The sequence below is a fragment of the Polynucleobacter ibericus genome (assembly GCF_018687955.1).
Lineage (GTDB): Bacteria > Pseudomonadota > Gammaproteobacteria > Burkholderiales > Burkholderiaceae > Polynucleobacter > Polynucleobacter ibericus.
In genome coordinates, this window is record NZ_CP061309.1 from 875,417 (window position 1) to 901,757 (window position 26,341).

Genomic DNA, 26,341 nt, shown 5'->3' on the forward strand with positions numbered 1-26,341 from the left:
GCTGATGTTGCGATGCAGTAAAGAGTAAGGATAAAAATGGTTACCCGCGCTAAACGAGCTGGCGAAGATCGGCTCATTAAGAAATACCCGAATCGTCGTCTCTACGACACTCAAACCAGTACGTATGTCACTTTGTCAGACATTAAGAACTTGGTCATGGGAAGTGAAGTTTTCAAAGTTGTTGACGCTAAAACTGAAGAAGATTTAACGCGCAATATTTTGCTGCAAATTATTCTTGAAGAAGAAGCTGGTGGTGCACCAGTGTTCTCTACGCAAATGCTTTCTCAGATTATTCGCTTCTATGGAAATTCCATGCAAGGTTTGATGGGAAATTACCTCGAAAAGACAATGCAATCTTTTGTGGATATTCACAACAAGCTCGGCGATCAAACTAAGGGACTTGCTGCTGGTAGCACTCCAGAGGCCTGGTCTCAAATGATGAATCTGCAAAACCCACTGATGCAAGGCTTGATGGGCAACTACATGGAGCAGAGCAAAGATCTCTTCATTAAGATGCAGGAGCAAGTGCAAGGTTCGCAAAACATCTTTGGAAACTTCCCGTTTTCACCACAGCCTAATAAAACTGAAAAAGAATAGTTGTGGCTGGAAAAATTGGATTTGTATCCTTAGGCTGCCCTAAGGCGCTAGTAGATTCTGAACTGATCCTGACGCAACTTAGCGCTGAAGGATACGAGACAGCCAAAGACTATTCTGGCGCGGATCTCGTTGTTGTTAACACCTGCGGTTTTATTGATTCAGCAGTTGAGGAGAGCCTCTCCGCTATTGGTGAGGCCTTAGCCGAAAACGGCAAAGTTATTGTGACTGGTTGTTTGGGTGCTAGAAAGAATACCGATGGCAGCGATCTGATTTCCAGTATTCACCCTAAAGTCCTTGCTGTTACAGGGCCCCATGCTACTGATGAGGTCATGCAAGCGATTCATTTGCATTTACCCAAGCCGCATGATCCATTTACAGATTTAGTACCACCAGCCGGTGTAAAACTTACACCAAAGCATTACGCTTATCTCAAAATTAGCGAGGGTTGTAATCATCGCTGTACTTTTTGCATCATCCCGAATATGCGGGGGGATTTAGTTTCACGTCCCATAGGTGAAGTCTTGCTTGAAGCTAAGCGCCTATTTGAGTCCGGCGTAAAAGAGTTATTGGTTGTATCGCAAGATACAAGTGCCTATGGTGTGGATATTCAATATCGCACCGGCTTTTGGGATGGCAAACCAGTTAAAACTAAGATGTTCGATTTGGTGAATGCCTTAAATCAAATTGCGCGCGAGCATCAAGCTTGGGTGAGATTGCATTATGTATACCCCTATCCGCATGTGGATGATGTGCTGCCTTTAATGGCTGAATTCTCAGAGCATGGTTATGGCGTTCTTCCATACTTGGATATTCCGCTGCAACATGCCCACCCGGATGTTCTCAAGCGCATGAAGCGTCCTGCTAGCGGTGAAAAGAATATAGAGCGCATCTTGGCATGGCGTGATGCTTGTCCCGATCTCGTGATTCGCAGCACCTTTATTGCAGGCTTTCCTGGTGAAACCGAGCAAGAGTTTGAATATCTTCTGAATTTCTTAGATGAAGCTCAAATTGATAGAGCAGGCTGTTTTGCCTACTCTCCCGTCGATGGCGCTACAGCCAATCAATTAGAAAACCCTGTTCCTGAAGAGATTCGTGAAGAGCGTCGAGCCAGATTCATGGCTAAAGCAGAAGAAATCTCTATAAAGCGACTTGCCAAAAAAGTAGGCAAGCGCATTCAGGTGATTATTGATCGAGTAGATGACCAGGGTGGAATTGGGCGCAGCATTGGTGATGCCCCCGAAATTGATGGTTTAGTGAGGGTTTTGCCGCCTAGCAAGCCTTCCAAACGCTATCGCGCCGGAGAAATCATCCGAGCAACGGTTATTGGCTCCCAAGGGCATGACCTAATAGCCGAAACTTGACGAATGCAATAAAACTGATAGTTGAATTACTTTTTAGTACTTATTTAGTGCAGTGTCAGCCCATGAATTGGGCTTAGCAAAGGGGATTGATATGAGTCGTGATGTCGTTGTCTTAAGTGCAGTTCGTTCCGCAATTGGCACCTTTAATGGTTCCCTCAGCAGCTTTGAGCCTTCTGAGCTAGGCGGCATTGTGATGAAAGAGGCAGTTGCTCGCTCAGGTGTTGATCCAGCTTTAATTAACTACGTTACTGTGGGGAATACCATTCCAACAGATAGTCGTTATGCCTATGTTGCTCGCGTAGCATCTATTCAGGCTGGCTTGCCAATGGAATCTGTGGCAATGGCGTTGAATCGTTTGTGTAGCTCAGGCTTGCAAGCAATTGTGACAACTGCACAGCAAATTATGTTGGGTGATTGTGACTATGGTGTTGGTGGCGGTGTTGAGGTGATGTCACGCGGTATGTATGGATCACCAGCAATGCGTAGCGGTGCGCGCATGGGTGATACCAAAATGCTCGATTTGATGGTGGCAGTTTTGACTGACCCATTTGGTGTTGGTCATATGGGCGTCACTGCAGAAAATCTCGTAGAGAAATGGAAGCTTACCCGTGAGGAGCAAGATGCACTGGCAGTTGAGTCACATCGCCGTGCAGCAAATGCTATTAAAGAAGGTCGCTTTAAATCTCAGATTGTTCCAATCACGATTAAAACTCGCAAGGGCGATATCGTGTTTGATACCGATGAGCATTGCAAGCCAGATACCACTATGGAAACACTTGGCAAGATGAAGGCCGTGTTCAAAAAAGAAGGCGGCTCCGTTACTGCGGGTAATGCCTCAGGCATTAACGATGGCGCCGCATTCTTTGTATTGGCTGATGCTGAAACTGCGAAGAAGGCCGGTCATAAACCGATTGCCCGTTTAGTTTCTTATGCAGTTGCTGGTGTGCCAAACCACATCATGGGTGAAGGTCCAATCCCGGCTACCAAAATTGCTCTAGAGCGCGCAGGCCTCAAGTTAGATCAAATCGATGTGATTGAATCTAATGAAGCTTTTGCTGCTCAAGCCTTGGCGGTGACTAAAGGCTTGGGTTTAGATCCAGCTAAGACTAACGTGAATGGTGGCGCCATTGCATTGGGTCACCCAATTGGTTGCTCTGGTGCAGCAATTGCTACTAAAGCAATTCATGAGCTTCATCGCGTGCAAGGCAAATATGCATTGGTAACGATGTGTATTGGCGGTGGCCAAGGTATCGCGACTATTTTTGAGCGTCTGTAAGCTCTGAAATAGATATCAAAATTACCCTGATCTCTTGGGTAAAAACTTAGGAGATCAGTAGTAAAGCAGCATCTAAGCCGACTCGGTCAAAAGCCGCGTCGGCTTTTTCTTTGACAAGAGGCTTGGCTTGATAGGCAATGCTAATTCCAGAGCCGTTCATCATGATTAAATCATTAGCGCCATCACCCATCGTGATGGAATTCGCTTTAGTGCAACCGAGGCGGGCGCAGACTGCATCTAGGTGAGCAGCCTTCGCTACGCCATCAACAATATCACCGAGGACTCTGCCGGTTAACTTGCCATCGATGATTTCAAGGGTGTTGGCTTGGGTTTGCTTAAAGCCTAATTGCTCGCGCAGCTTTTCCGTAAAGAATGTAAAGCCGCCGGAGACAAGAAGGGTATATATGCCCCGCTCGTTAGCTCCAGCCAAAAGCTCTACAGCACCTGGATTGGAGCGTAAACGCTCGCGATAAACCGAATCGAGTGCATCGGCATGGACACCCTCTAGCAGCGCAACACGCCTACGCAAGCTCTCCTTAAAGTCTTTAATTTCACCGCGCATAGTGGCTTCAGTGATTTCTGCGACTGCAGATTTTTTGCCTGTGAAATCCGCAATCTCATCTATACATTCGATATTAATTAGTGTTGAGTCCATATCCATGGCTAAAACACGAATATCTTGAGCAATGAGATCAGGTTTTAGAAAGCAGAGATCGGTATTAAAATTTGCGGTAATGGTTCTTAGTTGCTCTCGCTGTGTGGTATCTAGATGGGCATTAGATTCAAAACGCTCGATATAGTAAGTTCCATTTCCCGCCTGTCCACCGATAGAGTGGAGCGAAATACCAAACTTCAAGGCTTGATCCTTTAAAGAAAAGATCAGTTTCTCAGCTATGGGCTCTCTGGATAGGGTTACAAGGACTTGGTGGTTGGGCATAACTTAATCATAATCGGATTTTTAGCTTACTTTTGCAGAGCTTAAGACTGCTGATTCATTCAGGCGTCGCAAGATATTGCGAATAGCATCCAGTCGTTGCTCTAGCTTCTCAAATTCACGCTCTTTCTGCGGAAGCACCTTCAGTTTATCTTGACCATTGAGCTGAATATATTTTGAAGACTGTATTAGTTGAATAATCTTCATCGGATCAATCGGTGGATTCGGAATAAATTGAATCTGAATAGAACTAGGGGTTGCATCAATCTTTTTGATGCCAAAACCCGTCATCTCTAAACGAAGGCGATGAGTCTCATAAAAAGATTTGGCCTGATCAGGCAGGTCGCCAAAGCGATCTACTAACTCTTCTCGCAATCCCATTAATTCTGAGAAATCATGCGTGCCAGCAAAGCGTTTGTACAAAGATAGTCGCTCATGAACATCAGGGCAATAATCTTCGGGAAGAAGGGCTGGCAACCCAAGATTAACATCGGTAGTGGCCTGCAATGGAGAGAGCAAGTCAGGCTCTTTACCACTTCGCAGTGATTTGACTGCGCGGTTCAACATCTCGGTATAAAGCTGGAAACCAATCTCATGGATTTCTCCGGACTGTTTGTCTCCCAGTACCTCACCAGCCCCGCGTATCTCTAGGTCATGCATGGCTAAGTAGAAGCCAGAGCCGAGCTCTTCCATTGCCTGAATAGCGTTCAACCTTAGTTGTGCTTGTTTGCTGAGTGCCTCAGGATCAGGAACCAGTAAATATGCATAGGCCTGGTGGTGTGAGCGTCCAACACGTCCTCGTAATTGATGTAATTGAGCTAAACCAAATTTATCTGCACGATGCATGATGATGGTATTGGCTGTGGGAACGTCAATACCGGTTTCAATAATGGTGGTACATAACAAGATATTGGTGCGCTGGGTTACAAACTCACGCATGACAGACTCCAGCTCACGCTCATGCATTTGTCCGTGGGCAACACTAATGCGAGCCTCAGGAATCAGCTCCTGGAGTGCATGTTTACGATTCTGAATGGTTTCTACTTCGTTATGCAGGAAATAAACCTGACCACCACGTTTAATTTCACGTAGTACTGCTTCACGAATAACACCATCTCCCTCACGTCGCACAAAGGTTTTAATGGCAAGCCGCTTCTGTGGTGCTGTGGCAATAATCGAGAACTCACGTAAACCTTCCATAGCCATGCCGAGTGTTCTCGGAATTGGGGTAGCGGTTAGCGTCAGGATATCAACTTCAGCGCGCAGAGCCTTGAGGGCATCTTTCTGGCGTACACCAAAACGATGCTCTTCATCCACAATGACTAAGCCAAGATTGGCGAACTGGGTTTCTTTAGAAAGCAGTTTATGTGTGCCAATGATGATGTCTGCATCACCTTTTGCGATTGCTTCTAAAGCGGAATTGATTTCTTTGGTGGTTTTAAAACGTGAGAGTTCAACAATGCGCACGGGCCAATCTGCAAAGCGATCCTTCCAGGTGGCCACATGTTGTTCAGCAAGTAGAGTGGTCGGTGCCAAGATGGCTACTTGTTTACCACCCATGACTGCAACAAAACTCGCCCGCAAGGCGACCTCTGTTTTTCCAAAACCAACATCACCACAAACTAATCGATCCATTGGTGTACCGCTAGTCATATCGCCAATGACGGCTGCAATAGCATTGGCTTGGTCTGGGGTTTCTTCAAAGCCAAAGCTTTCAGCAAATGCCGCATAGTCATGAGCTGAAAACTCAAATGCATGTCCTTTGCGTATGGCTCTTGCAGCATATAAGCCTAACAGTTCAGCAGCAGTATCCCGAATCTGTTGGGCAGCCTTACGCTTGGCCTTATCCCATTGTCCTGAGCCCAGTTGATGCAATGGGGCTGAATCGGGGTCCGAGCCAGCATAACGCGTCACCATTTGGAGCTGCTGCACGGGTACGTATAAGGTTGCTTGGCCTGCATATTGCAAATGCAAAAACTCTTCGAAAATCGGTGCTTCTTTAGGCGGCGCTAAATTGAGAAGCACTAAGCCTTGGTAACGTCCAATGCCATGTTCAGCGTGAACTACGGGATCGCCGATCTTGAGTTCTGACAGATCCTTAAACAGCATGTCAGGGTCAGCACTCTCACTCGCTTTGCCTTTACGTCTTTGCCTTGCTGTAGTGGTGAATAGTTCTGCTTCGGTAATAACCAGCAGATTTTCAGCGGGCCAAGAAAAGCCGTTGAAAAGTGGTGCAGTAACCAGGCCAAATAAAGAATCACTCTTTATAAAATCCGCAATACTATCGAAGCCCTCTGGCTTGAGCGGATAAAGGGGTTTGCCACCCTGTCCAGCTACCGAGTTACTCTCATCAAAGAGTTGCCGAATGGATTCTTTACGTCCCGCACTATCGCTGCAGACTAGGACACGAACTTTCTCTGATGCGACTACTTTGCGTAGAAGGTTTATCGGATCGTTATCGCGACGATGAACTGCAATATCAGGAACAGCTAAAAATTGACTTTTCTCTGCTCCATCTTTTTCAAGTGTCAAGCGTGCATAGGATTTTGATATCGTAAAGAATTCATCAACATCTAGGAATAACTCTTTTGGCGGCAGAATTGGACGATCCAAATCGTGCTTAAGAAACTCATAACGTGACAGCGTGTCTTTCCAAAAGCCTTTGATCGTGTCCTCAGCATCACCAATGCTGACTAGCCATACCGGATCGCCTGAACGTGGAAAGTAGTCAAAGAGATTGGATCGCTCTTCAAAGAAAAGAGGTAGGTAGGATTCAATACCAGCGCTGGGTATACCTAAGTTAGCGTCTTTGTAAATTGAACAGCGGCTGGGATCACCTTCAAATACTTCTCTCCAGCGGCCCCTAAATGCAGTGCGTGAGGCATCATCAAAGGGAAACTCATGTCCAGGGAGCAGGCGAACTTCTTTAACGGGATAAAGGCTGCGTTGAGTATCGGGATCAAATGCCCTAATTTGTTCAATCTCATCACCGAATAAATCGAGTCGGTAGGGGAGAGTTGACCCCATCGGAAATAAATCAAATAGGCCACCGCGAATACTGTATTCACCGGGTCGCATCACGGCGCTTACGGGGTCATAGCCTGCTTGTTGAAGCTGCAGCTTTAACGCGGCTTCATTGAGCTTGTCACCTTGCCTGAAGAAAAAAGTGTGACCAGATAAAAAATTTGGCGGGCCTAATCTTTGTAGTGCGGTGGTAACGGGCACCAAAACAATGTCGCAACTGCCGTTGAGTAATTCGTAAAGAGTTGCAAGACGCTCTGAGACCAAATCCTGATGTGGTGAAAAGTGGTCGTAAGGAAGAATTTCCCAATCGGGAAGTAGTCTAGTTTTTAACTTAGGTGCAAACGCAGGAATTTCTTCTAGAAGACGTTGGGCCTCCTGTGCTTGCGCACAAAAAATGACCATGACTGAAAACTGATCCCGATAGCGTAGGGCGGTTTGGGCTATTAAAGCCGCATCTGCAGATCCAACCAGCCCGGAAAAGGTAAAGCGCTGCCCAGCCCGAGGAGCGGGTATAGGGGGTGCTAGATTTAATGCGTCAGACATCTGCGCTCATTATAGAATCAGGCATGGGTTCTGGAAATCAATCTAACAAGAGGTGCCACGCGCTGTTGCCAACCGCTGGTACTGGATCTCGCTTGGGCGGGGAATTGCCCAAGCAGTTTCAGCAGTTAGCAGGCAAGCCCATGGTTGCTTATGCGCTAGAGGCGTTTAAAAGCTCCACACAGATTGATTCCATATGGATTGGTGTGAGTCCTGGCTTTAAAGACAATCCCATTTTGCAGCCACTTGCCGGCATTGACGCAGCTATTCATGTGGTTCCAACGGGGGGCCCAACCAGACAAGAAACTGTGCGAAATACCTTGTCTGCAATGATTAAGTTCGGCATTCCAGAGGATGACTGGATTTTGGTCCATGATGCAGCTAGACCCGGGATTACTCCTGCCTTAATTAATAAACTCATTACTTCAGTACAAGCTTCTGCTGCTGGCGGTATTTTGGCTGTGCCATTGGCTGATACATTAAAGCAGGCTGATTTAGATTCGGTGATAGCAGGCAATATCCCGCATTCAGAAAGAACTATTCCACGAGATCACTTATGGCAAGCTCAGACGCCACAGATGTTTGGCTTGAAGCAATTACATGATGCGCTTGAGAGCGCTATTCGTCTTGAGGCTGATGTGACTGATGAGGCTAGTGCAATTGAATTAGCAGGAGACAGACCTTTATTGATTGAGGGAGCCGCACGCAACTTCAAAGTGACTCATCCCGCAGACTGGGAGTTAATGCAATTAATCTTAAGCCCCGGTGCAAATTGATAAAGAACCTATATGACTCAAACTAACCCCCACATTCCCCAATTTCGTATTGGCCAGGGCTACGATGTCCATGCTTTAGTTGCGGATCGAAAGCTGATTCTTGGTGGCGTGCATGTGCCTTACGAAAAAGGCTTATTAGGCCATTCCGATGCGGATGCCTTGTTGCATGCTTTGACCGATGCCTTATTGGGGGCGGCTGGGTTAAATGATATTGGGCAGTTATTTCCAGATACCGACCCCCAATTTAAGGATATGGATAGCCGAATCTTGCTCAGAGCGGCCTTGCAAAAGGTACAGGCCGCAGGGTTTCATATTGGCAATGTGGATGCCACGATTATTTGCCAGAAGCCTAAATTAGCGGATTTTCTACCCGAAATGGTCCGTAATATCGCTACAGATTTGGCTGTAACCCCAAGCCACGTCAATCTCAAAGCGAAGACCAACGAATCCCTGGGTCATCTAGGCAGAGGCGAGGGCGTTGCTGTCCATGCGGTAGCTTTGCTCTACAAGGCCTAAAAGATCCTCTAAAACCCTAGGCATTGTAGAATTACGGTCTTTAGAGTGAAGTCTAAGCTTGGCAGTTTGCGGATATTCGCGAGGATGGCGAAATTGGTAGACGCACCAGGTTTAGGTCCTGACGCCAGAAATGGTGTGGGGGTTCGAGTCCCCCTCCTCGCACCACAAGATTGCTACTTGGCTTGGACTTCACATTTCCAGAATTCAATTAAGAGACGAGAATGGCTGTGCAGATAGAAAATTTAGGTTCACTAGACCGTAAGATGACTTTGGAATTCGCTCGTGCCGATTTGGCAAAAGCGCGTGATGCCCGTTTAGCTCAAGTTGGTAAAACCATGAAAATGGCAGGCTTCCGTCCAGGCAAGGTTCCAAAGAACATCATTGAAAAACAACACGGTATGCAAGTGGACTTTGAGCTCCAGTTTGATAAAGCCGCAGAACTCTTTTATGAGCAAGCTCAAAAGGCGGGTGTTGCTTTAGCAGGTCAACCTCGTTTAGAGCCAAAGAGTGAACTCGATGCAGAGCAGGTTGTTTTTGACGCCTTCTTTGAAGTATTGCCGGAAGTGAAGATCGGCGACTTTAGTAGTGCTGAAGTAACTAAATACACAACCGACATTGGCGAAGCTGAAATCGATCGTGCTCTAGATGTATTACGTAAGCAGCAAGTGCACTACCACACTCGCGGTGAGGCCGGTGCCCACGGTGATGGCGGTTCAAATACTGCTGCGCAAAGTGGTGACCAAGTGGTTATCGATTTTGTTGGCAAAATTGATGGCGTTGAGTTCGCTGGTGGCAAAGCAGAGAATTTTGAATTTGTATTAGGCGAAGGTCGCATGCTTCCTGAGTTTGAGGCAGCAACTTTAGGTCTCAAAGCAGGCGAGAGCAAATCATTCCCATTAGCTTTCCCCGAGGATTACCACGGTAAAGATGTTGCAGGCAAAACTGCTGAGTTCACTATTACTGTGAAGTCCGTCAATTGGCCACATCTACCAGCAGTTGATGATGCGTTTGCATTGTCTTTGGGTGTTACTGAAGGTGGCGTCGCTAAAATGCGTTCTGAAGTAAAAGAAAATTTAGATCGTGAAGTGAAGCGTCGTATTACTTCTTTGTTGAAAAATGAAGTAATGGATAAACTTAACGCTTTATGCGAACTAGATGTTCCTAAATCTTTGGTGGCGTCCGAGCAAGAACGTTTGGTTGAAAATGCACGTCAAGATTTGATGCAGCGTGGTGTTCCAAATGCAAAAGATGCGCCAATTCCTGTGGAGATCTTTGCTGAGCAAGCTACCAAGCGCGTCCGTCTTGGCTTGATCCTGAGCGAATTGGTGAAAAAACAAAACTTGGCTGCCACTGCCGATCAAATTAAGGCTGAAATCGACGAGCAGGCTGCAACTTACGAAGATCCTAAAGAGGTAGTTCGTTGGTTCTACAGCAATCCAAGTCGCTTGAAGGATATCGAGAATCTTGTTCTTGAAGATAATGTAATCAAGTATTTCACATCACAGGCTAAAGTAAGCGACAAGGCCGTTAGCTTTGAAGAGCTCAGCAAGCTAAACTAAGTTATTCACTAAGTCATCCATTTACCTATAAGAGGTTTCAAAATGATCTACAACCATTCTCAGTCTGAAAATCTAGAACCAAAAGGCTTGGGCTTGGTTCCTATGGTGATTGAAACCTCTGGTAGAGGTGAGCGTGCTTACGACATCTACTCTAGATTGTTACGTGAGCGTGTTGTGTTTTTAGTTGGCGAAGTGAATGACCAAACTGCAAACTTGGTGATTGCGCAATTGCTATTTCTTGAGAGTGAAAATCCAGACAAAGAAATTTCTCTGTATATCAATTCTCCTGGCGGCTCAGTATCGGCTGGCTTAGCCATCTACGACACTATGCAATTTATTAAGCCTCATGTCAGCACATTGTGCATGGGCATGGCTGCCAGTATGGGCGCATTTTTATTATGTGCCGGCGAAAAAGGTAAGCGCTATGCATTGCCTAATTCTCGCGTCATGATTCACCAGCCATTAGGCGGTGCCCGTGGTCAAGCCTCTGATATTGAGATTCAAGCTCGTGAGATTTTGTACTTGCGTGAACGTCTTAACAAAATTTTGTCTGACCGCACTGGTCAATCGATTGAAACGATTGCTAAAGATACTGATCGTGATAACTTCATGTCAGCAGATCAAGCGCGTGAGTATGGCTTGATTGATAAGGTCATCGAGAAGCGCCCTTAATCCGTATTAGAAATTTACTGAGCCCATTTTGAGCGATACAAACACTACTAATTCAGCAGATAAAGTTCTACATTGCTCCTTTTGTGGCAAAAGTCAGAATGAAGTTAAGAAACTCATTGCTGGCCCTTCTGTATTTATTTGCGATGAATGCATTGATCTTTGTACAGACATTATTCAGGAAGAAATTGCTAAGCTTCCTAAGGAAGAGGGCGATGATTCCTTGCCAACCCCTCATCAAATTCGTGAGAACTTAGATCAGTATGTGATTGGTCAAGATCATGCCAAGAAAACCCTTGCGGTTGCTGTTTATAACCACTACAAGCGTTTGCAGTATTTGCCTAAGCCTAAAAAGGAGAAGTTGGACAAAGACGGCAAGCCTGTAGAGGGTGCTGATAAGAAAGAATCCAAGCTTCCAGCCAAGGCAATGGTCGATGGTGTTGAGTTGGCTAAGAGTAATATTTTGTTGATTGGACCGACCGGTTCAGGTAAAACATTATTAGCGCAGACATTGGCACGCATGTTGGACGTGCCATTTGTGATGGCAGATGCTACCACCTTAACTGAAGCTGGTTATGTTGGTGAAGACGTTGAAAACATCATTCAAAAATTATTACAAGCTTGCGATTACAACGTTGAAAAAGCTCAACGTGGAATTGTTTACATTGATGAGATCGATAAGATCTCCCGTAAATCAGATAACCCATCAATTACTCGTGACGTATCTGGCGAAGGTGTCCAACAAGCATTGTTAAAGTTGGTTGAAGGTACGATGGCTTCTGTTCCACCCCAAGGTGGACGCAAGCATCCTAACCAAGACTTTCTTCAGGTCGATACAACGAATATTTTGTTTATTTGCGGCGGTGCATTTGACGGCCTCGAAAAAGTGATTCAGCAGCGCACTGCTAAAACTGGCATTGGTTTTAACGCTACCGTTCCAGGCAAAGATGATCGAGGCGTAAGTGATCTCTTAATTGAAGTGGAGCCAGAGGATTTGATTAAGTTTGGTTTGATTCCAGAGTTAATTGGTCGTTTGCCAGTAGTTGCTACTTTGGCTCAATTGGATGAAGAGGCACTGATTCAGATATTGACTGAGCCTAAAAATGCCTTGGTTAAGCAATATCAAGCTTTGCTCACCATGGAAGGTTCCGAGCTTGAAGTGCGTCGTGAAGCACTGTCTGCTATTGCTAAGAAGGCTATTGCGCGCAAAACGGGTGCTCGTGGCCTGAGATCAATTCTTGAAGGTTCTTTGATGGATGTGATGTATGACCTCCCATCCCTTAAGAATGTCCAAAAGGTCGTTATCGACGAAAGCAGCATTGCTGAAGGTGGAAAGCCGCTTTTGGTCTATAAACAAGATGCTGAACAGGCTGATTTGAGCAAAAAAGCCTAAATTCTTAGGGTTTTTGCTATTTTTGGGGCATTTTTGCCCCTTTTTTGTCTTTTTACCCCTTGTTTTTCTCTAAAGTCTACCCATATAGGTAGTATGCTACTCATGAATAATGTCTGTATTTAGTGGCTAATGATTTAATTACTACTAATGATGACTTTTGAGGTTTGATTACTTTGGAGGATTTGCCCCATGCCTGGCCACTTATTACTACCCTCTGAACCGATTCAACTACCTTTACTCCCTTTGCGGGATGTAGTTGTATTTCCTCATATGGTGATCCCATTGTTTGTGGGTCGTCCAAAATCGATTAAAGCCCTAGAGGCAGCCATGGAAACTGGCAAAAACGTCCTTTTAGTAGCGCAAAAAACTGCCGCTAAGGATGAGCCTGTTATTGAAGATCTCTATGAAGTCGGCTGTATTGCCAATATTCTGCAGATGCTCAAATTGCCTGATGGCACTGTTAAAGTTTTGGTTGAGGGTGTACAACGTGCAGAAGTTAGTCAGATTGAGGATAGCCTTGGCTACTTTAACTGCGAAGCAACGCCAACACCAATCAATGCAATTGATGCGCATGAGACCGAAGCCTTGCGTCGCGCAATCATGGCGCAGTTTGATCAATACGTAAAACTGAATAAAAAAGTACCCCAAGAGATCTTGTCTTCCTTAGGCGGTATTGATGACCCAAGTCGCTTAGCAGATACCATCTGCGCTCATCTGCCAGTAAAGCTCGAGCAAAAGCAACGTTTGTTGGAGATGACTGATGTTGTGCAACGCTTAGAGAGCTTGCTTGCAGATCTCGAGAGTGAGATCGATATCTTGCAAGTAGAGAAGCGCATTCGTGGTCGAGTGAAGCGCCAGATGGAGAAGAGTCAGCGCGAGTACTACTTGAATGAGCAAGTCAAAGCGATTCAGAAGGAGTTGGGCGAAGGTGAGGAGGGTGCTGATCTCGAGGAACTTGAGAAACGCATTAAAGCTGCACGCATGCCGAAGGAGGCTTTAAAGAAAGCCGAGTCTGAACTTAAAAAACTCAAGCTGATGTCACCGATGTCGGCTGAGGCAACAGTTATTCGCAACTTTATTGATACCTTAGTAAATTTGCCTTGGAAGAAAAAAACCAAGATTAACAACGACCTTACTAATGCTGAAAAGGTATTGGATGAAGATCATTACGGCCTGGATAAAGTTAAAGAACGTATTTTGGAATACCTCGCCGTTCAACAACGTGTTGACCGCGTGAAGGCTCCTATTCTTTGTTTAGTTGGCCCTCCTGGTGTTGGTAAAACATCTCTTGGTCAATCGATCGCGCGTGCTACCAATAGGAAGTTTGTACGTATGGCTTTAGGTGGTGTGCGTGATGAATCCGAGATTCGCGGTCACCGTCGTACCTATATTGGTTCGATGCCTGGAAAGATTCTGTCAAGCCTTACTAAGGTTGGTGTTCGTAATCCCTTATTCCTTTTGGATGAAGTTGACAAGATGGGTATGGACTTCCGCGGCGATCCTGCAAGTGCGCTGTTGGAGGTTTTAGATCCCGAGCAAAACCATACTTTTCAAGATCACTACGTCGAGGTTGATTTTGATCTCTCTGATGTGATGTTCGTCGCAACTTCAAACTCCTTAAATATTCCAGGTCCATTATTAGATCGTCTGGAAATCATTCGTTTGGCTGGTTATACGGAAGATGAAAAAACCAGTATTGCCATTAATTATTTGATTCCTAAACAAATCAAGAACAATGGACTTAAAAAAGACGAGCTGAAGATCGAAGATAGCGCAGTACGCAACATGATCCGCTATTACACCCGTGAGGCGGGTGTTCGCTCTCTAGAGCGTGAAATTAGCAAAATTTGCCGAAAAGTAGTAAAGCTTTTGCTCTTAAAGAAAGAGGCTGCACCCGTAGTAGTCAATGCAGATAATTTGGAGAAATTCCTATCGGTACGTATGTATGACTTTGGTTTGGCTGGTAAAGAAAATCAGATCGGTCAGGTAACTGGTTTGGCATGGACTGAAGTGGGCGGAGATTTGCTTACGATTGAGGCTGCAGTAATGCCAGGCAAGGGTGTCATTACTCGCACCGGTTCCATTGGTGACGTGATGAAGGAGTCTGTTGAGGCGGCACGTACCGTGGTTCGTTCTAGAGCAAAACGCCTTGGCATAAGTGATGAGTCTTTTGAGAAGAAGGATATTCATATTCACTTCCCGGATGGTGCAACTCCTAAGGATGGTCCATCTGCTGGCATTGCAATTACAACTGCTCTCGTATCCGTCTTTACTGGAATCCCCATTCGCTCGGACGTTGCCATGACTGGTGAAATTACTCTACGGGGAGAGGTCTTGCCAATCGGTGGATTAAAAGAAAAGCTTCTGGCAGCTCATCGCGGTGGAATTAAATTAGCTTTGATCCCAGAAGAGAACGTCAAGGATTTGATTGATATTCCAGACAACGTCAAAAACGCGATTGAGATTATTCCAGTGCGCTGGATTGATAAAGTCCTCGAGTTAGCATTAGAACGTATGCCCGAGGCTCTGCCAGATCCTACCCCTGAAGAGCTTGCTAAAAAGGCTGCAGAAGCCAGTAAAGCAAGAGAAAAGGGCGCTTCTGTGGACGTTCTTAAGCACTGAAAGTAGAGTGATTTTCTGCTAAATCCATCTCATCCATTGAGATCGGTTTAGCGGGAATTTCACCCAAAAACCCGTGCTTAGGTTACAATCTCAGCTGTAATAATTTGGGGCGCTTAGCTCAGTTGGTAGAGCGTCTGCCTTACACGCAGAATGTCGGGAGTTCGAGCCTCTCAGCGCCCACCAAACTATTACCTTCAATACTTATTCCCCGCCTACTCTGGCATTTAATACCGAGCAGCTTCACCCCTAGTACACTCGTGTTATTGAAAATTTTTACTAGCGAACTTATACATGTTTGATATTGTCCGTAAGCACCAACGACTTTTGCAGTTTTTATTGATGCTCTTGATCGTTCCTTCTTTTGCATTCTTTGGTATTTCAAGCTATTCAAGTTTTTTAGATAAAGAGACTGATCTTGTAAAAATCAATGGCAAGCCAATTACTGCCCAAGAAGTAGACTCTGCTGCCAAACGTCAAGCTGAGCGTGTTGGCGGCAATGCGCAGATTGCGCAAAGTTTGCAGTTTAGGCAAGCAATTTTGAATGAGTTGTTGCAGCAACGTATTTTAGGTTTTGCTGTTAACGATTTACGCTTGCAGGTTGGTAAAGAGGCGCTTATTAAGAGCCTGCAGAATATCCCCCAAATACGTGCTCTTTATAAGCAGGATGGCAGCTTTGATGACGTGCGCTTTAAGCAACTCTTAGCTAGTAATGGCTTAAATGAAGAGCAGTTTTATGCAAGCCAGGCATTTGATTTAAAAATTAGCCAACTCGTGAATTCTGTCGCTCGTACAGAAATTGCTAATCCCAAGTTGGCTGAAATCGTTTCAACCCTTTATGAGACAGAGCGTCAAGTCCAGGCTCTACCATTTGATGCCAAAGATTATTTATCCAAGGTAAACCCATCACAAGAAGAGCTGCAGGCATCTTATAACGCCAATGCTAAGCTATTCGAGAGCCCAGAGTACGTGGATGTTGAATACATTGTTCTGAAGGCCGACCCAAAGGAAGATGCTAAGATTTTTAGTGAAAAAGCAGACCAATTTGCGAATATGACTTATGACCAATCAGATAGTCTCAAGCCTGCCGCAGATAAGTTAAAGCTGAATATACAAACCCAAAAAGGTATTACTCGTTCTGGTGTATCTGGTGCTGGAAAAGATCATCCATTAGCGAATCCAAAAATAGTTCAGTCTCTCTTTGGTGATGAGGCGGTAAAGAACAAACGCAATACTGAAGCAATGCAAACGGCTCCTGGCGTCTTTGTATCAGCTCGAGTAGTAGTTTTTCATCCAGCTCAAACTTTGCCCTATAAAGATGTTGCGGCGGAAGTAAAGCGTCAAGTAAGTCAGCGTATGGCTGAAAAGCTTGCTGTTAGTGCTGCGGCTGATCGTTATGTTTCATTGCAAAAAGACCCAAAGATTACCTCTGGTTTTGCTAGTCCAATTTGGGTTTCTCGCAATAAGCCTGCAAACTTAGTGGGCGGTGCCCTTGATGATGTGATGTCTGTTAATCCAGATAAATTCCCTGCAGTTGTCTCTGTTCAAAATCCAGGGGTGGGTACTATTCTGTATCGAGTGGATCAGGTGCGCCAACCTGCTGGTGTTGATGCAAAAGTACACAAAGCTCAGGCCCAGCAGATCCAAGCTTTAGCTGCGCAATCTGAGTTTGCTGGTTTTATGGCCTATTGGCGTGATGTAGCGGGCGTTAAGGTAATCAACCCACTAAAGCCACCATCAACCGGCGCAGGCAGTTAGTAGCTTACTGATTCTTAAGAAGCGTTTGATATGGGGCCATAGCGCCCCATACGTTTTTAAAGAGTATGTTCTGAGCTTTCTCGTTAGGATGCATACGGTCAGCTTGAAAGAGAGTTAAGTCGGATGCAACGCCTTTCAGAAAAAAAGGCAGCAGCTCAATTTGTTCTTGACGTGCGAGCTTGGGGTATAAATCCTGAAATTGCTTGGTGTATTCCTGGCCATAATTGGGAGGTATTTGCATGCCAAACAAGAGTACCTTTGCTCCTGAATTTTTACTCAGCTGAATCATCTTGCGTAAATTTTTCTCTGACTCTTGGATTGATAGACCTCGCAAAGCATCATTTGTCCCAAGCTCTAAGAGTACGATTCCTGGCTTCTTTTGCTCCAACAGTTTTGGCAGTCTTGATACGCCTCCAGAACTTGTTTCCCCGCTAATGCTGGCGTTAAAAACAGTCCAAGGAATTGATTCCTTATGAAGTTGATCCTCCAGAAGTCGTACCCAGCCAGCCCCACGTGTCAATCCATACTCTGCTGAGAGGCTGTCACCCATCACCAAAATAACGGGGTTAGTCTGAGCCTGTGTACTAAAGGGAATAAACAGGCAAAATAGGGCGGTTGCCAGTGATATGGCTATTCGTTTTCTTCTTAAGAAGCTCAACCAAATAATTTGAATCATTTATGAGTATTCCGGCAAAGGTCCTTAGTGCGATACACCTAGGTAAACAAGTTTTATCTAGCGATGGATCCTTAACCATTTTGCACGACATTAGCTTTGATGTCTGCGAGGGTGAAAGCGTCGCTATCACGGGTGCTTCGGGTTCTGGAAAAAGTACGCTTCTTGGTCTTTTGGCTGGTTTAGATACGCCATCAAGCGGTCACGTCGAATTAGCCTCACAAAACCTCAATCATTTAGATGAGGATGGGCGAGCTAAGTTGAGGGGTCAAAAAGTAGGTTTTGTTTTTCAATCCTTCCAGCTACTGCCTCACTTAACAGCACTAGAAAATATTATGCTTCCAGCTCAACTAAATGGCCTGGAGATGCCTAAAGAAAATGCCTTAATATGCCTTGAGCAAGTGGGCCTTAGCGAGCGTGCCAACCATTTCCCCAAGACCCTATCTGGTGGCGAGCAACAACGGGTAGCCTTGGCTAGGGCATTCATCATGAAGCCTGCAGTGCTCTTTGCAGATGAGCCCACTGGCAGCCTAGATGAGATTAGTGGAAATAGGGTTATTGAGCTTCTTTTCGAGCTCAATCAAGCCAATCGCTCAACCCTTATTTTGGTAACCCATGACCAGGCCCTGGCTGATCGGTGCCAGCGGCAGTTACACCTTCAAGGTGGCCGATTGGTGTAGGCAAAACCTTATAATCTAGGGATGTCTTTTTTCCACTTTTTACCCGGCGCTGATGCGCTTTCCCCCTTCCGCCAACAGCGACTTTTAGTCACTTTGGCGGCACAAGGGGTTGATCTTGAGTCTATCGAAGCTCAATACCTTCATTTCACATGGTCTGAGACTGAGCTTAGCCCTCAAAACCAAGATATCTTAGCCAGCTTGTTGACCTATGGGCAACCTTTTAATTCAAAAATTAACCAAGGCAAGTCTTGGTTTGGAAAAGGAAAGCAGGAAGGACAAGGCGCTATTGTCATTCCTCGATTAGGAACGGTTTCTCCTTGGGCCAGTAAGGCTACCGATATTGCACGTCAGTGTGGTTTAAATATCTTGCGTCTTGAGCGTGGTATTCAATTTGCTTGGAAGAGTAAAAAAGAGCTAACTGCTGAGCAAAAACAATTAGTAGTCACAGCAGTTCATGATCGAATGACTGAAGCTGTAATTGAATCAATCGATGCGGCAAATGCTTTGTATCAATCATTAGATGATAGGCCTTTAGCACGTATTCCTGTGATGGCCGAGGGTAGAGTGGCGCTTGATAGAGCAAATCAAGAATTGGGCCTCGCTTTATCTGATGATGAAGTGGCATATCTTGCGGAAAGCTTTGCACGTTTGCAACGCAATCCATCGGATGTCGAATTAATTATGTTTGCGCAAGCAAATAGCGAACATTGCCGACACAAGATTTTTAATTCTAGCTGGACCATTGATGGTGATGACCAAGAGCGATCTTTATTCGCTATGATTCGCAATACGCATCAACTCCAGCCTGAAGGCACCATCGTTGCTTATTCAGATAACTCTGCAGTGATGGCTGGTTGCGAGGCGGAAACTTGGACGCCACAGGGTGATCAACATCGCTATGAAAAAGACACCCATTTAGTTCACACCTTAATGAAGGTGGAGACACACAATCACCCAACGGCAATTGCACCATTTCCTGGCGCATCTACAGGGGCGGGTGGAGAAATTCGTGATGAGGGTGCAACAGGTGTTGGCGGCCGCCCAAAGGCAGGTTTGACTGGCTTCTCTGTCTCTAATCTCAATATACCTGGAACAGATTTTCCATGGGAAAGCCAGAAATATGGCAAACCTGAGCGTATTGCCACTCCCTTGCAAATCATGATTGATGGCCCCCTTGGTGGAGCTGCCTTTAATAATGAGTTTGGTCGTCCAATTCTCGGCGGATATTTCCGCGTCTTTGAGCAAACTTTAGACGGTACACGTCGTGGTTATCACAAACCCATCATGATCGCTGGTGGTATTGGCAGCATTGATTCTATTCATACAGATAAAAAAGCAATTCAAGCTGGTCACTTGTTAATCCAGCTTGGTGGCCCAGGTATGCGCATCGGTATGGGTGGCGCTACCGGAAGTTCTGTATCAACAGGAACCAATACGGCTGATCTTGATTTTGATTCTGTGCAACGCGGAAATCCAGAAATGGAGCGTCGTGCCCAGGAAGTGATTAATGCATGTCGCGCTTTAGGCAAGAGCAATCCAATTGTCTCCATTCATGATGTGGGTGCCGGTGGATTATCGAACGCATTCCCTGAATTAGCCGATGGTGCTGGACTTGGGGCTAAATTTAAATTACGCAATGTTCCACTTGAAGAGAGTGGTATGAGTCCCGCCGAGATTTGGTGCAATGAATCTCAAGAGCGTTATGTTTTAGCAATCGATAAAAAGGACTTAGATCTCTTTAAATCTTTTTGTGAGCGGGAGCGCTGCCCATTTGCAGTGGTTGGAGAAGCAACTGCGGAGCGTCAGTTGCAATTGACTGACTCTAAGCAGCCATCTGACGCTGATGCGGCTCACCCAGTTGATATGCCTATGGAGGTATTATTAGGTAAGCCTCCTAAAATGCATCGCAATGTTACAAGGGTATCGCAAGAATTTACAGAATTAGATGTTACCGATGCCGACCTGGCGCAATCTATTGCCTGGGTATTGCAGCAGCCTACCGTAGCAAGTAAATCATTCTTAATTACGATCGGCGATAGAACTGTTGGCGGCCTTAATGCCCGAGATCAGTTTGTTGGGCCTTGGCAGGTTCCGGTAGCTGATTGTGCTGTCACCATGATGGATTACAAAGGCTATCGTGGCGAAGCAATGTCAATGGGAGAAAGAACTCCTCTGGCGGTAATTGACGCACCCGCTGCAGCACGCATGGCAGTTGGTGAGGCAATTACCAACATCTTGGCAGCAGATATTATGAGTCTTTCAGGTGTGAAGCTTTCTGCTAACTGGATGGCAGCATGTGGCGCTCCTGGCGAAGATGCTAAGTTGTATGACTCTGTCAAAGCGATCGGCATGGAGCTATGTCCAGCGCTTGGAATTTCAATACCTGTTGGAAAAGATTCCCTGTCTATGTCTACAGCATGGCAAGATGGAAATGAAGCGAAGAAAGTAGTTGCGCCAGTTTCTTTGATTATTTCTGCTTTTGCAGCAGTGCAAGACGCTCGAAAAACTTCTACACCTTTACTGCAGTTAAAGGGTAATGATGGGTCTCTACAAGAAACTGAGCTCATTCTGATTGATTTGGGTCGTGGCAAGAACCGCATGGCTGGAAGTATCTTGGCTCAAGTGCTTGATCAATCCGGGAAAGTAGCTCCTGATGTTGACCATCCAGAAGATCTCAAAGCCTTTGCTACCGCCATTATTGAGTTACGTAAAGAGAATAAGCTTTTGGCCTATCACGATCGTTCGGATGGTGGTTTGCTGGCGTGCGTAGCTGAAATGGCCTTTGCTTCTCACTGCGGTATCTCATTAAATGTCGACATGATCGCCATGGATGCTGGTCAAGAGCCTGATTATGGCGATGCCAAAAACTGGGCACAACAGGTCTCTGGACGTCGTCATGAACAAACTATGCGAGCTCTTTTTAATGAAGAGTTGGGTGCAGTAATTCAGGTTCGCAAAGAAGATCGTGATGCTGTATTTGCCTTATTAAGAAAGTTGGGCTTAAGTGCTTATAGCCATGTCATTGGCAAGCCAAATACAAACGGTCGTATTGAAATTTGGCGTGATGCAAAAAATATATTTGCAGAGCCGCGTGAAGTGTTGCAGAAGATGTGGACCAATACGAGTTACCAAATTGCACGGTTGCGCGATAACCCAGCCTGTGCTGATAGTGAGTTTGCCCTGTTGGACAATACCTCAGATGCAGGCATGAGTCCCAAGCTTACTTTTGATGCCACTGAAGATATTGCGGCGCCTTATATTGCTAAAAATGCGCGACCTAAAGTTGCTATTTTGCGAGAACAGGGCGTTAACTCTCATGTTGAAATGGCTTATTCCGTGAATTGGGCTGGCTTTGATAGTTATGACGTTCATATGTCCGATTTGCTTAGTGGAAAAGCAAAGCTAGAGGACTTTAGAGGTCTGATTGCCTGTGGCGGCTTTAGCTATGGTGATGTTCTGGGTGCTGGTGAAGGCTGGGCTAAAACCATTCTCTTTAATCAACAATTGCGGGATCAGTTCTCCTCATTCTTTAATCGCCAAGATAGTTTTGCTTTGGGCGTTTGTAATGGTTGCCAAATGATGAGCAATCTCTCAGGAATCATTCCTGGCGCAGAAGCTTGGCCTAAATTTACACGCAATCAATCTGAGCAATACGAGGCGCGTTTAGTGATGGCCGAAGTAATGGCATCTCCATCGATCTTTACTCAAGGTATGGAAGGTAGCCAGATTCCAATTGCTATTGCGCACGGTGAAGGTTTTGCTAACTTTAGTCAGCAAGGAAATTTAGAGGCAATTCAAAAACAGAACTTGGCTTCATTCCGTTTTGTGGACCATCAAGGTAACCCAACTGAAACTTATCCTATGAATCCAAATGGATCTCCAGGAGGGTTGACTGGTGTTACGACGCCTGATGGACGATTTATGGTCATGATGCCGCATCCAGAGCGTGTATTCAGAGCTGCACAAATGAGCTGGTGTCCACCTGAGTGGTTAGATACCCCTGATGGTGCTAGTCCATGGTTGCGACTGTTCCGTAATGCCCGCCGTTGGGCAAATTAAGTTGTCTTCTGAGCAATTAATGGAGCCGGTCACTTTTTCTGAAAGTGGTGGCATTCGCTATCTTCATTTTGGATCCGAATTAATCCAGGGCGCTATGCGTATCCGCGACCCTGATGAGATTTACCTGGAATACAACCAGCAAATGATGGCCTGGTTACTGTTCTTGGAAACAAAACCTGGAATGCGCATTGCCCAACTAGGTCTTGGAACTGGCGCATTAACTAAGTTTCAGCATCGTTACTGTCCTGCTGTAAAGACTACCGTTGTCGAGCTGAATCCTGCGGTAATTGTTTCGGCTAGATCAATGTTTTTTACTCCCGATGATGATCGCAAGCTTGAAACCTTGCAAACTGATGCGAAGCTTTTCGTCCAGAATAAAAAATACCTAGATCAGTTTGATGCAGTGCAAGTAGATTTATATGATGCGATCTGTGATGGACCCGCAGCAAGCTCCTTAGATTTCTATAAGGGTTGCTTCAATATTCTCAAAGGTCCAGGAGTATTGACCGTGAATCTCTTTTCCAGGCATAAAAGCTTTGAATTGAATCTTAAGAATATCTGCGAAGCCTTCGATAATAGAGTCCTGTTATTTCCTGAGTCTCATGATTGCAATGTTGTTGCAATTGCATTCAAAGGTCCGAAGCTTGAGGCTGAATGGAAAGATGTTTCTAAACGCGCAAAGCTTATTCTTGAGAAGACTGGCTTACCTACTAATCAGTGGGTTTCTGGAATTAGTCGCGAGAATGCACGTCAAGAGTCAAAACTTTCTATTTAGGTAACCTGAAATCTAGGGCAACAAAAAAGGCGATCGTCAGATCGCCTTTTTGCTTAGTCAGCCCCTCAAAGAGAGGCTGACATGCCTAACTTAGATAGTCACAGTATCAGCAACATCACTAAATGATTTGATCTTGTCAAAGTTCATGTACTTATAAACTTCGCCAGATTTAGCATTCAAGGATTCCACTTGCTCGAAATACTCTTGCGGCGTTGGTAAACGGCCTAGGAGTGCTGCAACAGCTGAAAGTTCAGCCGAGGCAAGATACACGCGAGTATCGATACCCAAACGGTTCGGGAAGTTACGTGTTGATGTGGAGACTGCAGTAGAGCCCTTACGGATCTGAGCTTGGTTGCCCATACAGAGTGAACAGCCTGGAGTTTCCATACGAGCGCCTGTAGCACCCAGAATGCCGTAATAGCCTTCTTCGGTCAGAATCATTTGATCCATCTTGGTTGGAGGGGCTACCCATAGACGAGTAGGCATATCCTTTTTACCCTGAAGAACTTGACCTGCTGCGCGGAAGTGCCCGATGTTAGTCATGCAAGAACCGATAAATACCTCATCGATTTTCTCGCCAGAAACTTCAGATAGGAATTTCACGTCATCAGGATCATTTGGGCAGGCCAAGATTGGCTCTTTGATTTCGCTCATGTCGATTTCAATCACTTCGGCATAATCTGCATTTGCATCTGCCTTGAGTAAATCCGGCTTAGCGATCCAAGCTTCCATTGCTTTAATGCGACGACCTAAGGTACGCTTATCTTCGTAGCCATTTGCGATCATCCACTTCATTAATGTGATGTTAGAACGCATGTACTCGATGATTGGCTCTTTACTTAATTGAATAGCGCAACCAGCTGCAGAACGTTCAGCAGAGGCGTCAGACAATTCAAATGCTTGCTCAACCTTCAGATCAGGTAGGCCTTCAATTTCCAGGATGCGGCCGGAGAAAACGTTCTTCTTATTCTGTTTTTCAACGGTTAACAAACCTTTTTTGATGGCATATAAAGGAATTGCATTAACCAAGTCACGCAAAGTAATGCCAGGCTGCATTTTTCCTTTGAAGCGAACCAGTACAGATTCAGGCATATCCAAGGGCATCACGCCAGTAGCGGCAGCAAATGCCACCAGTCCTGAACCAGCAGGGAAGGAGATACCGATTGGAAAGCGAGTATGACTATCGCCACCAGTACCGCAGGTATCAGGCAAGAGCAAACGATTTAACCAGCTATGAATCACGCCATCACCTGGGCGCAATGCAACACCGCCACGGTTAGTCATAAATGCTGGTAACTCATGGTGTGTACGAATATCTACTGGTTTTGGATACGCGGATGTATGACAGAAGGATTGCATTACCAAGTCAGCAGAGAATCCTAAGCAAGCTAAGTCTTTCAATTCATCACGAGTCATTGGACCTGTAGTATCTTGTGAGCCCACTGTAGTCATGTGTGGCTCGCAGTAAGTATCTGGGCGAACGCCTTGACCTTCTGGCAATCCACAAGCACGGCCAACCATCTTCTGAGCCAAGCTGAAACCTTTTTTGTTATCAGGAGGGCTAACGGGAATACGGAATTCAGTAGAAGCCGGCAAACCAAGTGCTGCGCGTGCTTTAGCTGTAAGACCACGGCCTACGATTAAAGGAATGCGACCACCAGCACGAACCTCATCCAAAATAACTGGTGACTTAAGTGAGAAAGAAGCAATTTCTTTACCGTTTTTAAAGGTCTTACCTTCATACGGGCGAAGTTCAATTTCATCGCCCATATTCATATCGGAAACATCAAGCTCAATCGGCAATGCGCCAGCATCTTCCATAGTGTTGAAGAAGATTGGGGCAATTTTTGTGCCCAAGCAAACACCACCAAAGCGTTTATTTGGAACAAAAGGAATATCAACCCCAGTCCACCACAACACAGAGTTAGTAGCTGATTTACGGGAAGAGCCAGTACCAACAACATCGCCTACATAAGCAATTTGGTTACCTTTTTTCTGCAACTCAGCGATTTGCTTCATTGGGCCACGAACACCAGTTTCATCTGGCTCAATGCCTGGACGTGGGTTCTTTAACATCACTGTGGCATGTAGCGGGATGTCAGGACGGCTCCATGCATCAGGAGCAGGGGATAGATCATCAGTATTTGTTTCGCCAGTCACTTTAAATACAGTGAGCTTCATGCTTTCTGGAACAGCTGGACGACTTGTAAACCACTCGGCATCAGCCCAGCTCTGCAAAACAGACTTTGCATTGGCATTGCCTTTTTCGGCCATCTCTTGAACATCATGAAAGTAGTCAAACATGAGCAATGTTTTTTTCAGGGCAGCTGCAGCTGCTGCACCACATTCAGCGTCGCTCAATAACTCTACTAGCGGTTTAATGTTGTAACCGCCGAGCATGGTGCCCAACAATTCGGTGGCTTTGACTCGTGAAATTAAAGGAGATTTTTGTGTGCCTTTAGCGACCGTATCTAAAAACTCAGCTTTTACTTTTGCGGCTTCGTCAACGCCAGCAGGAACGCGGTTGGTAATTAACTCTACAAGCTCAGCCTCTTTGCCAGCTGGCGGGTTTACTAACAATTTAACTAATTCGGCAGTTTGATCTTTGGTCAAAGGCAGGGCAGGGATGCCAAGGGCTGCACGTTCGGCTACTTGGGCGTTATAGGCTTCTAACATTGTGTTTCCTATGAGGTAAAAGTGGTCAATAGAAAGGCCAAAAGGGAATTTTCTCCCGATTCTCTAAATTATAGATGTTTATTTAAGTCTTATATAAGACTTTAAACCCCCAATTTCACTCAAAAATGGAGAATTTATAAAAATATTAGGGTTTTTACGAAGAAATTCAGCTCGTAGGGCTTGATTTCTGAGTTGCTTACAAAACCTGCTCGTCTTTTATAGCCCAAACAAGCGCTACTACCCAGCCTATAAGAGACCAGCCTAAAAAGAGGTTCAGGGCAAAAATGGCTCCGGAATTAGCCCTTTTCTTATTAAATGCAATTGCAAATGGCAATAAATAGAAGAGTGAAAGCAGGGTGATGAGGATGGCGAATAAAAGGCGCATATGGGCAAAGGTGTTTAGTTGGACGGCTGTTCTTGGCATATTACCGAATTTAGAATTGAATTCTTGGTGTT

Annotated in this window: 18 protein-coding genes and 2 tRNA genes; 15 read left to right on the plus strand and 5 right to left on the minus strand. The window is 45.4% G+C overall.

Features of this window, described 5'->3' with window-relative positions; translation table 11 throughout:
• Positions 1–36 precede the first annotated feature (36 nt).
• The 3 genes from phaR (at position 37) to AOC20_RS04595 (ending at position 3,234) form a co-directional block, all read left to right on the plus strand.
• Entirely contained in the window at positions 37–597 is a 561-nt protein-coding gene (phaR, locus tag AOC20_RS04585) for a polyhydroxyalkanoate synthesis repressor PhaR (protein WP_215361904.1), read from the plus strand.
• A 2-nt stretch (positions 598–599) separates the two neighbouring features.
• Complete coding sequence (rimO, locus tag AOC20_RS04590; protein WP_215361906.1) at positions 600–1,958, plus strand: 30S ribosomal protein S12 methylthiotransferase RimO; 1,359 nt, start codon at positions 600–602, stop codon at positions 1,956–1,958.
• A gap of 91 nt (positions 1,959–2,049) precedes the next feature.
• A complete protein-coding gene (locus tag AOC20_RS04595; RefSeq protein ID WP_215361908.1) occupies positions 2,050–3,234 on the plus strand; it encodes an acetyl-CoA C-acyltransferase family protein in 1,185 nt (394 codons plus the stop codon).
• Between the two features lie 46 nt (positions 3,235–3,280).
• Here AOC20_RS04595 and serB read toward each other — a convergent pair whose 3' ends face one another.
• Positions 3,281–4,171 (minus strand): phosphoserine phosphatase SerB, encoded by an 891-nt coding sequence (serB, locus tag AOC20_RS04600; protein WP_215361910.1) that lies wholly within the window; start codon positions 4,169–4,171, stop codon positions 3,281–3,283.
• Between the two features lie 21 nt (positions 4,172–4,192).
• Positions 4,193–7,735, minus strand: coding sequence for a transcription-repair coupling factor (gene mfd / locus AOC20_RS04605; protein ID WP_215361912.1), 3,543 nt, complete (start codon positions 7,733–7,735; stop codon positions 4,193–4,195).
• 23 nt (positions 7,736–7,758) lie between these two features.
• Between mfd and ispD the strand changes: the two genes are divergently transcribed.
• The 9 genes from ispD to AOC20_RS04650 all read left to right on the plus strand — a co-directional run bounded on the left by ispD (position 7,759) and on the right by AOC20_RS04650 (position 17,022).
• Positions 7,759–8,508 carry a 2-C-methyl-D-erythritol 4-phosphate cytidylyltransferase gene (gene ispD, locus AOC20_RS04610; protein WP_215362184.1) on the plus strand — a complete coding sequence of 250 codons (750 nt, stop codon included), beginning with the start codon at positions 7,759–7,761 and terminating at the stop codon, positions 8,506–8,508.
• Positions 8,509–8,520: 12 nt separating this feature from the next.
• The gene (gene ispF, locus AOC20_RS04615; RefSeq protein ID WP_215361915.1) at positions 8,521–9,024 is read left to right on the plus strand and encodes a 2-C-methyl-D-erythritol 2,4-cyclodiphosphate synthase; all 504 of its coding nucleotides are present in this window, start codon (positions 8,521–8,523) and stop codon (positions 9,022–9,024) included.
• Between the two features lie 78 nt (positions 9,025–9,102).
• Positions 9,103–9,189, plus strand: a tRNA-Leu gene (locus AOC20_RS04620).
• 56 nt (positions 9,190–9,245) lie between these two features.
• The gene (gene tig / locus AOC20_RS04625; protein ID WP_215361917.1) at positions 9,246–10,583 is read left to right on the plus strand and encodes a trigger factor; all 1,338 of its coding nucleotides are present in this window, start codon (positions 9,246–9,248) and stop codon (positions 10,581–10,583) included.
• Positions 10,584–10,625: 42 nt separating this feature from the next.
• Complete coding sequence (gene clpP / locus AOC20_RS04630) at positions 10,626–11,255, plus strand: ATP-dependent Clp endopeptidase proteolytic subunit ClpP (protein WP_215361920.1); 630 nt, start codon at positions 10,626–10,628, stop codon at positions 11,253–11,255.
• Between the two features lie 28 nt (positions 11,256–11,283).
• Positions 11,284–12,645, plus strand: coding sequence for an ATP-dependent Clp protease ATP-binding subunit ClpX (gene clpX / locus AOC20_RS04635; protein WP_215361923.1), 1,362 nt, complete (start codon positions 11,284–11,286; stop codon positions 12,643–12,645).
• Between the two features lie 189 nt (positions 12,646–12,834).
• Positions 12,835–15,267, plus strand: coding sequence for an endopeptidase La (lon, locus tag AOC20_RS04640; RefSeq protein WP_215361925.1), 2,433 nt, complete (start codon positions 12,835–12,837; stop codon positions 15,265–15,267).
• A 107-nt stretch (positions 15,268–15,374) separates the two neighbouring features.
• A tRNA-Val gene (locus AOC20_RS04645) sits at positions 15,375–15,450 on the plus strand.
• Between the two features lie 108 nt (positions 15,451–15,558).
• Positions 15,559–17,022: a SurA N-terminal domain-containing protein gene (locus AOC20_RS04650; protein WP_215361928.1), complete on the plus strand. Its 1,464-nt coding sequence runs from the start codon at positions 15,559–15,561 to the stop codon at positions 17,020–17,022.
• Positions 17,023–17,026: 4 nt separating this feature from the next.
• On the opposite strand, the gene AOC20_RS04655 is transcribed toward AOC20_RS04650, so the two are convergent.
• A complete protein-coding gene (locus AOC20_RS04655) occupies positions 17,027–17,698 on the minus strand; it encodes an arylesterase (protein WP_215361930.1) in 672 nt (223 codons plus the stop codon).
• A gap of 2 nt (positions 17,699–17,700) precedes the next feature.
• On the opposite strand from AOC20_RS04655, the gene AOC20_RS04660 reads away from it, so the two are divergent.
• The 3 genes from AOC20_RS04660 to AOC20_RS04670 are packed head-to-tail and all read left to right on the plus strand — an operon-like array spanning position 17,701 to position 23,209.
• Positions 17,701–18,375, plus strand: coding sequence for an ABC transporter ATP-binding protein (locus AOC20_RS04660; RefSeq protein WP_215361932.1), 675 nt, complete (start codon positions 17,701–17,703; stop codon positions 18,373–18,375).
• 21 nt (positions 18,376–18,396) lie between these two features.
• Positions 18,397–22,434 carry a phosphoribosylformylglycinamidine synthase gene (purL, locus tag AOC20_RS04665; protein ID WP_215361935.1) on the plus strand — a complete coding sequence of 1,346 codons (4,038 nt, stop codon included), beginning with the start codon at positions 18,397–18,399 and terminating at the stop codon, positions 22,432–22,434.
• Positions 22,379–23,209, plus strand: coding sequence for a spermine/spermidine synthase domain-containing protein (locus tag AOC20_RS04670; RefSeq protein WP_251373164.1), 831 nt, complete (start codon positions 22,379–22,381; stop codon positions 23,207–23,209). The genes purL and AOC20_RS04670 overlap by 56 nt, the downstream gene beginning before the upstream one ends.
• Positions 23,210–23,299: 90 nt before the next feature.
• Here the strand turns inward: AOC20_RS04670 and AOC20_RS04675 are convergent, their stop codons facing one another.
• Both AOC20_RS04675 and AOC20_RS04680 read right to left on the minus strand, forming a co-directional pair.
• Entirely contained in the window at positions 23,300–25,885 is a 2,586-nt protein-coding gene (locus AOC20_RS04675; protein ID WP_215361937.1) for a bifunctional aconitate hydratase 2/2-methylisocitrate dehydratase, read from the minus strand.
• Between the two features lie 196 nt (positions 25,886–26,081).
• A complete protein-coding gene (locus AOC20_RS04680) occupies positions 26,082–26,309 on the minus strand; it encodes a superinfection immunity protein (protein WP_251373165.1) in 228 nt (75 codons plus the stop codon).
• Positions 26,310–26,341: the final 32 nt, after the last annotated feature.